This window comes from Carnobacterium sp. GW821-FHT04C06, from assembly GCF_059420345.1.
On sequence record NZ_JBWKTN010000002.1, the window covers coordinates 12,364 to 24,352 of the forward strand.

Genomic DNA, 11,989 nt, shown 5'->3' on the forward strand with positions numbered 1-11,989 from the left:
ATTACAAGGAGGTAATTATGGATGCTTTTTTATTAGTTGAACCCTACATTACTGGGATCATCTCTATCTTAGGAATCTTTTTTATCGAAGCATTTATTGTTGCTTCATTTAAGTTATATATTAAGCAATTTTTAAGTCAAAGAACGTATCGCATTGTGATTACTCTTATTTCTGGATTGATTATGACACTTTTTTCTATCTATTTTATGATGATGTCCCAAAAAGAAGACTATTACCTGATTTTTGGGAATTTAAGAATGATTATTATTTTAATTCCTATTATTTTTTTAAATCGGAATATTTCACTAGTATCTGTTATTTTGTGTAGTGTTTTTAGACTTTTTTATTATGGTATGACCCTTGTTTCCTTAGGATACATTGCCATTTTTACTTCTTTTTTTCTATTAGTGGTAGTGATTCAGTTGATTGTAAAGCAAAATCAATTGTTGACGTTTATTTATAGTCTGATTTCTGCTTCTATTTTTTGGATTTGGATTTATTTGACTAATTTTGACGGGTATCATTCCTATTACTTTTTTGCAGTTTTTTCTGATTATTTAAATTTTGTTATTTTGAGTATCATTGCCTATGTGAGTGCTTCCTATTTATACCATTTGAACAATTTACTATTTCAAACGATGGAAGAAAGTTTAACGGATGAATTAACTAAATTAAGAAATTTAAAAGACTTTAATGCTAAAATGAATGAAGGTTTTTTTAAAGCTCGGGAAAAGAAAGAAGCCTTCTCGTTAATTATTTTTGATATTGATTATTTTAAAGCTATTAATGATACTTATGGTCACTTAGCTGGCGATATTGTGTTAAAAAATTTAGCTAAAACGATTCAAGAAATTGATGAATTAAAAAAAGTAGATGTGTTTCGTGTAGGTGGAGAAGAATTTACGATTATTCTAAGTAAAAAAAATGGTACAGAAACTGTAGGAATCGCTGAAAAACTGCGTAAAAAGGTAGAATCAACGAATTTTTATTATGAAAATCAGTTGATTCATGTGACGGTATCTGTTGGTGTGACATCATTAGTTAAAGGGCTAAGAAGTGAAATCACACTAAATGGTTTTATGGAACTGGCAGATGAAGCACTGTACCATTCAAAGCATAATGGGAGAAATAAAGTATTTTCAAGTGATGTGCTTACAGGTGAATTCAAGTAAGAATTTAGTTTTTAATAAGATTGGAGAAATAAGATTACTATTTTATGTAAAACATAGTAAACTATATTTGAAGTATTAATTTTAATAAAATAAGATAAATTAAAGGAGATTAGGGATGACTATTTTAGTTTTAGGTGGGGCAGGTTATATCGGATCTCACGGGGTAGATCAATTAATTGAGAAAGGGTATCAGGTAGTAGTCGTAGATAATTTGCAAACAGGCCATAAAGAGGCAATTCATAAGGAGGCTCGTTTTTATCAAGGTGATATTCGGGATAAAGCATTTTTACAAGATATTTTTAAAAAGGAAGACATTGACGGAGTGTTGCATTTTGCAGCCAATAGCTTAGTTGGCGAATCAATGGAACAACCTTTAACCTATTTTAACAATAATGTGTACGGAACTCAGGTTGTTTTAGAAGTGATGGAAGAGTTTGATGTGAAAAAAATTGTCTTTTCTTCTTCAGCAGCTACTTATGGAGAAGCAAAGGTGATGCCGATTGCAGAGTCAGCTCCAACAAATCCAACAAATCCATATGGAGAAACAAAGCTAATGATGGAAAAAATGTTGAAGTGGTGTGATGAAGCGTATCAAATGAACTATGTTGCATTACGTTATTTTAATGTTGCAGGAGCGAAAATTAATGGGCAAATTGGCGAAGATCATACACCAGAAACGCACTTGATTCCTTTGGTACTACAAACGGCTTTAGGACAAAGGGCTGAGCTTTCAATTTTCGGTAATGATTACGACACTCCAGATGGAACGTGTATTCGTGATTATGTTCATGTACAGGATTTAATTGCTGCTCATATTTTAGCTTTGGAGTACTTAGAAGCAGGAAATTCAAGTAATATCTTTAATTTAGGTAGCTCTACCGGATTTTCAGTTCAAGAAATCGTGGAAGCTGCAAGAAAAATTACAGGGAAAGAAATTCCAACAAAAGTGGAGGCAAGACGTGCTGGAGATCCAAGCACATTAGTTGCTGCAAGTCAGAAAGCTCAAGATACGTTAGGATGGAAACCTGAATACACAACAATGGATACGATTATTGAGTCAGCGTGGAACTGGCATGTTAATCATCCAAAAGGTTATACAAAATAAAAGAAAGAGCAAATGCAAAAGCATTTGCTCTTTCTTTTATTTTACTTTATTTTTTTACGTCGCCTAATTTATCTTCAACGGCACCTTTAGCTTTTTGTGCTTTTCCTTCAGCTTCTTTTTTTACGTCATTTGTTACTTTTCCGTAAGTTTCTTTTGCTTCACCCACTACTTTATCTTTTAAACCTTTAGCTTTGTCTTTGAAATCTGTCATTTTAAATTCCTCCTAATAGATTATTAATTAATTGTTTTTATTGAACTCTTCCAGTAGAATCTACTGGTTTTTTTGGTCCATCACTTGGTGCATTTTTTGGTTGTGAATCACTCTTATTGTTTTGTTCATCGAATTCTTTACGAGTCATTACGTCATCCACATGCATGTTGACTTCGATTACGGTTAAACCAGTCATATCTTTAATTTGTCTGCTGACTTTATCAATGGTTGTTTGGAAAATTTCAGGAATATTTTTGCCATACTCTGCAATGACTTTTAAGTCTAAAGCCACTTGTTTTTCGCCAACTTCTGCATCAATGCCTTTTGTGATATCTCCTGAACTACGGAATTTATCAGCAATATCGCTAATGAAGCCGCCACTCATTGACAAAATTCCTGGAATTTCATTTGTTGCAATGCCAGCAATTTTTTTGATGACTTGATCTTCGTAAGTTAATGAATTTTTGTGCTCAGGTGTTGGTGCTACTGGTGGAGTATTTCCATTATTTTGTTTGTTATCATTAAATTCTGCCATTTCTAAATCCCATCCTTTTATTAGTTATTTGTTTATTTATCATTATAAAGTTAGATAAATAGACTATTTCATAAAAAATTGTAACCAAGAAGTGATATCAATCTTACCATCGCGCCAAGCGCCAATAATAAAACCAATGCTTGCCAGTAAAACAATTAATAAGGTATAACCAAATCCAATTGTAATCAATAATAAGGCGATGATTAGCCCAATCAAAAGGCCAATAATACGTCCCCGATATGGATACCATGATTCTGGTGGTTGCATCTTTGTTGACCTCCTTTTAGACTACTCTTGGGGAATGGCTCGATTTTGCTGTACCATTCGTTGCGTGGGCTTCACTAATCTTCACATTAACAGATTTGACTGGAACCTCTAATGCTCTTTGAATGCTTTCTTCAACACGTTGTTGTATCTCTTTTCCTAGAGTAGGTAATTTTTCTGCGTCAACTACTGTTGCTTTAACTGTAATTGTGGCAGTTTTTGCTTTTCTCTTCAATTTTGCATGAACTTCAGGATTTTTCGCATCTGTCAGATCGCTAAAAGATTGTCTAGCGGTGGATTCGATTGTTTTTTTAGAAATATCGATATCGCCCATCCCAGTTTTGATTGTTAAAAATTTATCTGAAGTTGGAACAAAAATTGCGGTTAACAACAAAATTAAAAAGAAAAGTCCTAGTATAATTGAAACAACCACAACAGTATATGAAAACCATAATCCGTTTTGCCATAAATGACTTGCAAAATTAGAGAGATAAGGAACTGGATAAGCCATTGAAGCAAAAGTGGTCATCGAAAGCAATCCAATGATTGAAATGAAAATTAATATAAATCGATTAAATTTATTCATCAAAATCCTCCTTTCCTTTAAGTTGTGTCTGAAATGTGAACCACGTCTATAAGAAAAGCTTAACGGTTTTTTTATTTAAAATCAACTAATTGCACTTATAGAAAAAAGATTAAGTATAAAATAAAAAGCGTTGTATATTGTTAAATAAAAAGTATATAAGGTGAAAAATCACCTAGAAACTTAAGAGTTAACTTAATCTTTAAAACAAACTATGATAAAATAGAAGAACGATTAAAGTAAAATGGAGAGGGGCTAGAAAATGAATATATTAGCAATTGATAGTTCCAATCAAGTGATGAGCGTTGCTGTATTAAATGACAGCAAGATAGTTGGAGAAATCACAACAAATGTGAAACGAAACCATAGTGAGAGCTTAATGCCAGCAATTGATGAAGTTATCAAAATGGCGCATTTAAAGCCAAATGAATTAGATCGAATAGCAGTAGCAATGGGTCCAGGTTCATATACCGGTTTGCGAATTGGTGTAACGATTGCAAAAACACTCGCTTGGACATTAAATAAAGATTTAGTGGGAATCTCTAGCTTAAAAGTATTAGCAGCAAATTGTGAAAACTCTTCTCGCTATCTCGTTCCTATAATGGATGCTAGAAGAGGCAATATTTATACAGGATTGTATCAATGGGTTAATGGTGAATTAGAAGCTGTGGAACCAGAAACACACTGTTCGGCAGAAAAATGGGCAGAGCATTTGGCAACACTACAGGGAGAGTTCGAAATTGTAGGGGAAGATTGGGAGTTGTATCAACAAATCTTTGAAGAAAAATTAGGACATCGAGTAATGGCTGCGCCTTTAAAAGATCGAATACCAAAAGCAAGTGTTCTTGGCCTATTAAGCAGATCTGCTGAAACTAGCGATCCACATACATTCGTTCCTAATTATTTAAAATATGCTGAAGCAGAAGAGAATTGGCGAAAGGCTCATCCAGATCAGCTGGAGGAAAGCTATGTTGAAAAAATTTAAAAATTGGCTATTACAAAATGAACCGCCAATCCAGTTGAATCAACAACGAAAATTAAGTGAACGCGTCACATTAGTTCAAACTGAATTTCGTTTAACATCAACTTCAGATTGCTATACTCTAAAAATAGGAACAAGACAAGACATTTCAGATTTGATAAAAATTGAAAAACTAAGTTATGACGGAAAAGCACCGTGGAGTAAAATTGCTTTCGAACATGAAATGTCGGTTAATCAAAATTCGATTTATTTAATTATAAAAAATGCAGCTCAAGAAGCCGTTGGATTTATTGGCGCCTGGTTTGTGGAAGGGGAAGCTCATATTACAAATGTAGCGGTTCAACCAATCTATCAAAGAAGAGGCATTGGAAGATTGCTAATCACTGAATTGAAAAAAATAGCTATCAGCGAAAAACAAACTAAAATGAGTTTAGAAGTTCGAAAATCAAATAAAAATGCCCAGAGTCTTTATCATCAATTAGGATTTAGCGATGGAAAAATAAAACAATCCTATTACTCAGATGACCACGAAGATGCCTTAGAAATGGCACTTTCTTTAAATGAGTAGAAGTGGAAGGACGTTTCATGAAAAAAATCACTAAAAATGAACTTACATTAAATTCTATTAAAGCAACCCAATTTAATGAATTTGATTTGTACCAATTGGCAGATATCAGTTATGAACACGGTTCACCGTGGCAAATCCATGTGTTTAAAAATGATTTAGTATTAGCCTATGTCGATTATTTAGTCCTACATGACGAACATCAATTAATTGGATTTATCGGATATCGTCAAATTTTTGAAGAAATTGAAGTTACCAATATTGTGATCCATCCTACATTTAAAAAACAAGGCTTAGCACAATTATTGTTAACTTCATTAGTTGAAACCGTTGAAAATGCTGAAATGATTCATCTAGAAGTGCGTATTTCAAATCGTCAAGGGATTCAACTATATGAAAAAAATGGCTTTAAAGAAATTGGAATAAGGCCAAACTATTATCAAAATCCTTATGAAGACGCTAAATTGATGCAATTAGAAATCAATCAAGAAAAGAGTGAAATAAATGTCTAAAGAGAGCAATTTGATCTTAGCAATTGAAACGAGTTGTGATGAAACAAGTGCAGCCGTGATTAAAGATGGAAAAGAGATTTGTTCAAATATAGTCGCTTCTCAAATTAAAAGTCACATGCGTTTTGGCGGAGTTGTTCCTGAAATTGCAAGTAGACATCACGTTGAACAAATTACGCAATGTATTGAAGAAGCCATGAAGGAAGCCAATGTAACCTATGAAGACTTAAGCGGGGTAGCAGTCACAGAAGGTCCTGGTTTAGTAGGTGCCTTGCTTATTGGAGTAAATGCTGCAAAAGCCATCGCCTTTGCGCATCAATTGCCTTTGATACCTGTAAATCATATGGCAGGTCATATCTATGCCAACCGTTTAATTGAACCACTGACTTTTCCACTACTAGCTTTAGTTGTTAGTGGAGGACATACCGAACTTGTGTATATGGAAAAAGATGGAGACTATCAGATAATTGGTGAAACAAGAGATGATGCAAGTGGTGAGGCATATGATAAAGTCGGACGAGTTCTTGGCTTAACCTATCCTGGTGGAAAACGAATTGATGAAATGGCAAAAATGGGATCAGATACCTTCCATTTTCCTCGTGGGATGATTAAAGAAAATAACTATGATTTTAGTTTTAGCGGTCTAAAAAGTGCCTTTATCAATACGGTGCACAATGCCGAACAAAAAGGTGAGACGTTAAATCAGTTTGACTTGGCTGCAAGTTTTCAAGCAAGTGTAATCGATGTATTGGTTAGTAAGACACTTAAAGCAATTCGTGAATATCCAGTGAAACAATTAGTTTTAGCAGGTGGCGTGGCAGCAAACCATGGTCTTAGAGCAGAGCTAACAAATAGAATGAATCAAGAATTCCCATCCATTCGTTTATCGATTCCGCCACTTTCTTTATGTGGCGATAATGCAGCTATGATTGGTGCAGCTGCATATGTAGAATTCAATTCAGGAAATTTTTCAGGATACGATTTAAATGCCAAACCGGGACTTTCTTTTGAAATGATGAAATGAGAATAGAAAAAAGCATGAAAGCCATTTTTTAAATGGCAATTTCATGCTTTTTTTATGGGATTCTGCTTAGTTTCCTAAATCTTCAAGAGCCAGACTTTGTTCTTCCCATTCATTAATAATGGTTTCGTGTTGTTCTTTTAATTGTCCCAATTGTTGATTGATTTCTTGCACTTTTAAATGGTCGCCATAGACTTCAGGTAAAGTTAACTGTGTTTCCAAAGTTTCGATGGTTGCTTCTAAAGTAGCCATCTCATTTTCTAATGTTTCAATACGGCGCGTGAGTTGGCGAATTAGTTTTTGCTCTTCTTTGCCTATTTGATAATGTTCTTTTGTTCCTGAATCAGTCACTTGCTCTTGAATTGGCTGTTTTTTTAAAGCTTCTTCTTCCGCGAGCAAACGCAATTCTTCTTCTTCCGCTTTTTTTTCTAAATAATAATCATAATCCCCTAAATAAAGCTTACTTCCAGTAGTAGAAAGCTCAACAACGGTGGTTGCAATCCGATTAATAAAGTAACGGTCATGGGAAACAAAAAGAATCGTGCCGGGGAAATCTATTAAAGCATTTTCCAAGACTTCTTTGCTATCAATGTCTAAATGGTTGGTTGGTTCATCTAAAACCAAGAAGTTGTCTTGTTCCATAGAAAGTTTAGCTAAAGCTAATCGAGCTTTTTCGCCACCACTTAATGTAGAAACAACTTTTTCGACATCTTCACCTGTAAATAAAAAGCTTCCTAAAATACTGCGGATATCTTTTTCTGGAGTTGTAGGATGTTCATCCCAAAGTTCAGCTAAGACGGTTTTTCCTGAACTAAGGTTCGCTTGTTCTTGGTCATAATACCCAAGAGTCACATTTGCACCAAGATGTTTTGTACCTTGAATTAAAGGCAGTTCATCGACCAATGATTTTAAAAGGGTAGATTTGCCAATTCCATTTGGTCCAACTAAAGCGATAGCGTCTGTTTTTCGAATGTCTAATTGGATTGGACTAGAAATAATGGTTTCTTGATACCCAATTGCTCCATTCTCTAATGATAAGACCACATTGCCACTTTCTTTTTCAGGTTGAAATCTAAAACGAGCTGACTTTTCATCCCCAAGTGGTCGGTCCATCCGTTCCATTTTATTTAATTGTTTGCGTCTACTCTGAGCACGTTTTGTCGTAGAGGCGCGGGCTAAATTCCGACTGACAAAATCTTCTAGTTTTGAGATTTCAACTTGTTGCTTTTCAAACTCTTTCCACTCACGTTCTAAATTTGCTGCCTTTTGAGTGAGGTAATTTGTATAGTTGCCTTTATAGTGGGTCATTTTTTGGCGACTTATTTCATAAACTTCACGAGAAACTTTGTCTAAAAAGTAACGGTCATGAGAAACAATCAAAAGTGCACCTTGATAGGTTTGTAGATAGTTTTCCAACCAACTTAAGGTAGCGATGTCTAAATGGTTGGTGGGTTCATCCAAAATCAGCAAATCTCTTTTTTCTAATAATAATTTAGCTAAAGCTAATCGCGTTTTTTGTCCGCCAGAAAGTTGCGTGATTTTTTTTGAATAGTCCGCTTCAAAAAAATTGAATCCATGTAACACAGAACGAATTTCAGCTTCATAACCAAAGCCGTTTGCTTCATTAAAATCATGCTGCAACTGGTCATAGGAATCTAAAACTTTTTGGTAAGCATCGGCATTTTCTAGTAAGGATGGTTCTCCTAATTGTTCTTCTAAGTGACGCATTTTGGCTTCCATTTGAATGATGGGTTCAAAAACAGTCAACATCTCATCCCAGATACTTTTATCCGAATCTAAGCCTGAGTGTTGAGCCAAATAACCAATTGTAACCGTCTTTCCTTTAGATAAGCGACCAGCATCAGGTTCTTCAATTCCTGCAATTATTTTTAATAAAGTTGATTTTCCAGCACCATTACGACCTACTAAAGCAATTCTGGCATTGTCTTGTATTTCTAATTGAATATTTTCAAAAAGCACATCTGCACCAAAATAACGTGCAACGGATTGTGTTTGTAATAAAATCATTTTCATTCCCTCACTTCATCTTCTACCTTCCTAGTGTAGCACAATTTAGCAGTGTGTTGAAATTGAAATCACAAGAAAAATTAAGTGAATCTAACTAGCGAAATCATTCACAATATAACGCTTGTGAATTCATTTGAATTATCAATCAATAATCCTAACAAATTAAGAAATTATTTGAGCAAAAAAGTAGTATAATATAGAAAAAATGCTATAATGATAATGCTTGGTGATTACTTAATGATTGTGAAGTAAATTCTTTTAAAATAGTTTTGTGAAAAAAAACAATAACTTTTTAAAATCAAGATACTATAAAATGTTGGGGGAAAGAAAGATGCCAAATCAAAAGATACCTAAGGCAACGGCAAAACGTTTGCCTATATATTACCGTTACTTACGTTTCTTACATGACGCTGGAAAAGATCGTGTTTCTTCTACTGAACTGAGCGATGCAGTCAAAGTTGACAGCGCAACAATCAGAAGAGACTTTTCTTATTTTGGTGCATTAGGAAAAAGAGGCTATGGATATGATGTTGAAGATCTATTGAACTTCTTTAGTAAAACATTGAATCAAGATCGTTTGACCAATGTCGCTTTAATTGGAGTAGGGAACTTAGGCCATGCCTTATTAAATTATAATTTCCATCAAAGCAATAACACTAGAATTAGTGCAGCCTTTGATGTAAATGAAGAGATTGTTGGAACGATTGCAAGTGGAGTACCAGTTTATCCAATGAGTGAGATGATTGAGCAATTGAAACTACAACAGATTGAAGTTGTCATTTTAACTGTCCCAGCACCTGTAGCTCAAGAAACTGTGAATGAATTAGTAGATGCTGGTGTAAAAGGCATTATGAACTTCACCCCACTGAGAATCTCAGTTCCAGATCATATTCGCGTTCAAAATGTGGATTTAACAAATGAATTGCAAACATTGATTTATTTCTTAGATCATTATACAGGTAATAATGACATCCTTGATTTAGAAGATTAAAAAAACGTTGAGAAAGAATTCTTTCTCAACGTTTTTTTAGTCTTTATTATGGTTTGTTATTTTCAAAAATAACTGTAACATTTTAGTTCCTCGAACAAAATCATTTGTTGCAATCACTACACAAAGAATTGAAAAGAATCCCCAGCCTGTACTTTTAACAAAATCAATCGTGAACCAAATAAAAACAGCAGCCATTACATAGTTGAAAATGATTTGAGTTAGAAAACTATTTTTACTCATTATTGATTTCCTTTCTATGCTCCTTTGTTAACTAACAACAAAGCAACTTATTTTAGTAGCACCATCTGAGAAATAAATACTAATGTATTCATTAACATATGTGCAATTATCGAAGTAGCAATATTTTTTGTTTTTACATATAGGAAGCAAAAAACAAATCCCATTGCTGAATAAAGCAAGATGTGTCCATCCATATGAATAAAGGCAAAGAGTAATGAGCTAATAACTGCAGCACCAACAACACCGGTTAAATCATAGAAAAAGCCGAAAATAACTTTCCTAAATACAAATTCTTCAAGAATCGGAGCAAAGATAGCGCCAGTAATTAAGAATAAAGGATACTTGTTTATGATTTCAATAATGTATTGTGTATTAGCAGAACCGGGGGGAATTTTTAAAACGGCTTGTTCGATTAAATTTGCAGTTATTTGAACAAAAATAGCTAAAAACATTCCTATAAAGCCCCACGATAAAACTTGTCCCTTTGAAACAGAAGGTTGAATAGTCAAACTATTTTTGATAGGAAACTTCTTATTTAAAAGTATCATAACTAAACTTCCTAGTATAAAGCAAGCGATAGTTGAGTAGATGATGACCGATGTTTTGGCATTACTTGGAACCAAACTCCCTAAAAGAGCGGGCAACGTTTGAGCGATAACATAGGTGACCAAAAGTGTAATTGCTGAGTTTTTCATTTTAAACCTCATTTCTAAAATTCATCTTGTCATAACTATAGGTACCTTGTCATATTAATGTCTGTTGTAACAAAGCCCATTTTTTTGTATAGCGAAAGAGCAACTTCATTATGACCAAATACATGTAAACTAATTTTATCAAAATGTATTGTTTTTATTTCTTTTATAAGTGTCTCTATTGCTTTTGTGCCATAGCCTTTTCCTCTAAAAGGTTCAAAAATAACGAAATCATAAATAAATGCTGATTTTCCAGTTTTATCGTGATGAGCGTGAAACCATAAATAACCAACCTTACTTGAAAGTGAAGGTTCAATTATTGAAAATAAAAACTCGTTTTCAGTATGAATGCCTTTAGGTAGAAGCTCGTTGAAAGTTGTCGTTGCAAGCGCAATAGCCTCATCACCAGACCAGGTTCCAGCTGCTACTTTATCTTTTGCGTAATCCAAAATTGATAAAGAGAGAAAATCATCAAAGTCAGATTGAGTCATTTTTTTTAGGTGCATAATCAAGACTCCTTTATGACGAGAAATAGTGGTTTTATCCGCTGAAAAAACAAATTCAGTATACAGTATACCACACTTGCCATAGTGTATGTTTTGGAAATAAAAAAAACAAAATCAAAATAAAAGAAATCCCAATGATTTGCAAATAGTAAGGAGTGAAAGGAGAAAAAAAGTTAACAAAATACTTGCATTCTATCCAAATTTTGATTAAGATAAAGAAGTGAGTTAGCACTCTTTGTATATGAGTGCTAATAGAAACAAAAAGATAAATAAATGGAGGGATTTACGTGTTAAAACCATTAGGAGATCGTGTCATGATAGAAGTTGCTAAAGAGGAAGAAAAAACTGTTAGTGGGATCGTTTTACCAGGTTCAGCGCAGGAAAAACCTCAAACAGGGACGATTATCGCAGTTGGTGAAGGTCGTATTTTAGAAAATGGTACTAAGGTCGAGATGGCTGTTAAAGTTGGAGACGTTGTACTATTTGAAAAATATGCAGGAACTGAAGTTAAATATGATGGAAAAGAATATTTAGTCTTAAAAGAACACGATTTAGTAGCAATCGTTGGGTAACAATAAAAATAAA

General features: G+C 33.8%; 16 protein-coding genes. 8 read left to right on the forward strand and 8 right to left on the reverse strand.

Annotated features, from left to right (window positions below):
- Nucleotides 1–17 precede the first annotated feature (17 nt).
- Both AC07SW_RS03360 and galE read left to right on the forward strand, forming a co-directional pair.
- Nucleotides 18–1,172 carry a GGDEF domain-containing protein gene (locus AC07SW_RS03360; protein WP_034571546.1) on the forward strand — a complete coding sequence of 385 codons (1,155 nt, stop codon included), beginning with the start codon at nucleotides 18–20 and terminating at the stop codon, nucleotides 1,170–1,172.
- Nucleotides 1,173–1,287: 115 nt separating this feature from the next.
- The gene (gene galE / locus AC07SW_RS03365) at nucleotides 1,288–2,277 is read left to right on the forward strand and encodes a UDP-glucose 4-epimerase GalE (protein ID WP_135022419.1); all 990 of its coding nucleotides are present in this window, start codon (nucleotides 1,288–1,290) and stop codon (nucleotides 2,275–2,277) included.
- 46 nt (nucleotides 2,278–2,323) lie between these two features.
- On the opposite strand, the gene AC07SW_RS03370 is transcribed toward galE, so the two are convergent.
- From AC07SW_RS03370 to amaP, 4 genes are all read right to left on the reverse strand, one after another.
- Nucleotides 2,324–2,488: a CsbD family protein gene (locus tag AC07SW_RS03370; protein ID WP_034571540.1), complete on the reverse strand. Its 165-nt coding sequence runs from the start codon at nucleotides 2,486–2,488 to the stop codon at nucleotides 2,324–2,326.
- A gap of 37 nt (nucleotides 2,489–2,525) precedes the next feature.
- Entirely contained in the window at nucleotides 2,526–3,023 is a 498-nt protein-coding gene (locus AC07SW_RS03375; protein ID WP_051915682.1) for an Asp23/Gls24 family envelope stress response protein, read from the reverse strand.
- Between the two features lie 63 nt (nucleotides 3,024–3,086).
- Entirely contained in the window at nucleotides 3,087–3,290 is a 204-nt protein-coding gene (locus AC07SW_RS03380; RefSeq protein ID WP_034571537.1) for a DUF2273 domain-containing protein, read from the reverse strand.
- 16 nt (nucleotides 3,291–3,306) lie between these two features.
- On the reverse strand, nucleotides 3,307–3,873 hold the full coding sequence (gene amaP / locus AC07SW_RS03385) for an alkaline shock response membrane anchor protein AmaP (RefSeq protein WP_051915681.1): 567 nt from the start codon (nucleotides 3,871–3,873) through the stop codon (nucleotides 3,307–3,309).
- Nucleotides 3,874–4,132: 259 nt separating this feature from the next.
- On the opposite strand from amaP, the gene tsaB reads away from it, so the two are divergent.
- Genes tsaB through tsaD form a run of 4 tightly spaced genes read left to right on the forward strand, consistent with a single transcriptional unit; the run spans nucleotide 4,133 to nucleotide 6,950 of the window.
- Nucleotides 4,133–4,855, forward strand: coding sequence for a tRNA (adenosine(37)-N6)-threonylcarbamoyltransferase complex dimerization subunit type 1 TsaB (gene tsaB, locus AC07SW_RS03390; protein WP_311780471.1), 723 nt, complete (start codon nucleotides 4,133–4,135; stop codon nucleotides 4,853–4,855).
- Nucleotides 4,839–5,420 carry a ribosomal protein S18-alanine N-acetyltransferase gene (rimI, locus tag AC07SW_RS03395; protein ID WP_034571532.1) on the forward strand — a complete coding sequence of 194 codons (582 nt, stop codon included), beginning with the start codon at nucleotides 4,839–4,841 and terminating at the stop codon, nucleotides 5,418–5,420. The genes tsaB and rimI (AC07SW_RS03395) overlap by 17 nt, the downstream gene beginning before the upstream one ends.
- A gap of 17 nt (nucleotides 5,421–5,437) precedes the next feature.
- Entirely contained in the window at nucleotides 5,438–5,929 is a 492-nt protein-coding gene (gene rimI / locus AC07SW_RS03400) for a ribosomal protein S18-alanine N-acetyltransferase (protein ID WP_135022422.1), read from the forward strand.
- Nucleotides 5,922–6,950, forward strand: coding sequence for a tRNA (adenosine(37)-N6)-threonylcarbamoyltransferase complex transferase subunit TsaD (gene tsaD, locus AC07SW_RS03405; RefSeq protein WP_311780472.1), 1,029 nt, complete (start codon nucleotides 5,922–5,924; stop codon nucleotides 6,948–6,950). The genes rimI (AC07SW_RS03400) and tsaD overlap by 8 nt, the downstream gene beginning before the upstream one ends.
- A 66-nt stretch (nucleotides 6,951–7,016) precedes the next feature.
- Here tsaD and AC07SW_RS03410 read toward each other — a convergent pair whose 3' ends face one another.
- Nucleotides 7,017–8,975 (reverse strand): ABC-F family ATP-binding cassette domain-containing protein, encoded by a 1,959-nt coding sequence (locus tag AC07SW_RS03410; RefSeq protein WP_135022423.1) that lies wholly within the window; start codon nucleotides 8,973–8,975, stop codon nucleotides 7,017–7,019.
- Nucleotides 8,976–9,306: 331 nt separating this feature from the next.
- Here AC07SW_RS03410 and AC07SW_RS03415 point away from each other — a divergent pair, with 331 nt between their 5' ends.
- On the forward strand, nucleotides 9,307–9,966 hold the full coding sequence (locus AC07SW_RS03415; RefSeq protein WP_034571520.1) for a redox-sensing transcriptional repressor Rex: 660 nt from the start codon (nucleotides 9,307–9,309) through the stop codon (nucleotides 9,964–9,966).
- A 36-nt stretch (nucleotides 9,967–10,002) separates the two neighbouring features.
- On the opposite strand, the gene AC07SW_RS03420 is transcribed toward AC07SW_RS03415, so the two are convergent.
- Genes AC07SW_RS03420 through AC07SW_RS03430 form a run of 3 tightly spaced genes read right to left on the reverse strand, consistent with a single transcriptional unit; the run spans nucleotide 10,003 to nucleotide 11,404 of the window.
- Entirely contained in the window at nucleotides 10,003–10,206 is a 204-nt protein-coding gene (locus tag AC07SW_RS03420; RefSeq protein ID WP_034571517.1) for a YdiK family protein, read from the reverse strand.
- Nucleotides 10,207–10,253: 47 nt separating this feature from the next.
- Nucleotides 10,254–10,901, reverse strand: a complete 648-nt coding sequence (locus AC07SW_RS03425) for a CPBP family intramembrane glutamic endopeptidase (RefSeq protein WP_238328629.1) — start codon at nucleotides 10,899–10,901, stop codon at nucleotides 10,254–10,256.
- A 35-nt stretch (nucleotides 10,902–10,936) separates the two neighbouring features.
- Nucleotides 10,937–11,404 carry a GNAT family N-acetyltransferase gene (locus tag AC07SW_RS03430; protein ID WP_463685458.1) on the reverse strand — a complete coding sequence of 156 codons (468 nt, stop codon included), beginning with the start codon at nucleotides 11,402–11,404 and terminating at the stop codon, nucleotides 10,937–10,939.
- 287 nt (nucleotides 11,405–11,691) lie between these two features.
- On the opposite strand from AC07SW_RS03430, the gene groES reads away from it, so the two are divergent.
- Nucleotides 11,692–11,976 (forward strand): co-chaperone GroES, encoded by a 285-nt coding sequence (gene groES / locus AC07SW_RS03435; RefSeq protein WP_034571511.1) that lies wholly within the window; start codon nucleotides 11,692–11,694, stop codon nucleotides 11,974–11,976.
- Nucleotides 11,977–11,989 lie beyond the last annotated feature (13 nt).

Excerpts from the sequence above, each read along its gene's own strand:
- AC07SW_RS03360 (WP_034571546.1), top strand. The coding sequence starts at position 18 with ATGGATGCTTTTTTATTAGTTGAACCCTACATTACTGGGATCATCTCT.
- galE (WP_135022419.1), top strand. The coding sequence starts at position 1,288 with ATGACTATTTTAGTTTTAGGTGGGGCAGGTTATATCGGATCTCACGGG.
- AC07SW_RS03370 (WP_034571540.1), bottom strand. The coding sequence starts at position 2,488 with ATGACAGATTTCAAAGACAAAGCTAAAGGTTTAAAAGATAAAGTAGTG.
- AC07SW_RS03375 (WP_051915682.1), bottom strand. The coding sequence starts at position 3,023 with ATGGCAGAATTTAATGATAACAAACAAAATAATGGAAATACTCCACCA.
- AC07SW_RS03380 (WP_034571537.1), bottom strand. The coding sequence starts at position 3,290 with ATGCAACCACCAGAATCATGGTATCCATATCGGGGACGTATTATTGGC.
- amaP (WP_051915681.1), bottom strand. The coding sequence starts at position 3,873 with ATGAATAAATTTAATCGATTTATATTAATTTTCATTTCAATCATTGGA.
- tsaB (WP_311780471.1), top strand. The coding sequence starts at position 4,133 with ATGAATATATTAGCAATTGATAGTTCCAATCAAGTGATGAGCGTTGCT.
- rimI (WP_034571532.1), top strand. The coding sequence starts at position 4,839 with ATGTTGAAAAAATTTAAAAATTGGCTATTACAAAATGAACCGCCAATC.
- rimI (WP_135022422.1), top strand. The coding sequence starts at position 5,438 with ATGAAAAAAATCACTAAAAATGAACTTACATTAAATTCTATTAAAGCA.
- tsaD (WP_311780472.1), top strand. The coding sequence starts at position 5,922 with ATGTCTAAAGAGAGCAATTTGATCTTAGCAATTGAAACGAGTTGTGAT.
- AC07SW_RS03410 (WP_135022423.1), bottom strand. The coding sequence starts at position 8,975 with ATGATTTTATTACAAACACAATCCGTTGCACGTTATTTTGGTGCAGAT.
- AC07SW_RS03415 (WP_034571520.1), top strand. The coding sequence starts at position 9,307 with ATGCCAAATCAAAAGATACCTAAGGCAACGGCAAAACGTTTGCCTATA.
- AC07SW_RS03420 (WP_034571517.1), bottom strand. The coding sequence starts at position 10,206 with ATGAGTAAAAATAGTTTTCTAACTCAAATCATTTTCAACTATGTAATG.
- AC07SW_RS03425 (WP_238328629.1), bottom strand. The coding sequence starts at position 10,901 with ATGAAAAACTCAGCAATTACACTTTTGGTCACCTATGTTATCGCTCAA.
- AC07SW_RS03430 (WP_463685458.1), bottom strand. The coding sequence starts at position 11,404 with ATGCACCTAAAAAAAATGACTCAATCTGACTTTGATGATTTTCTCTCT.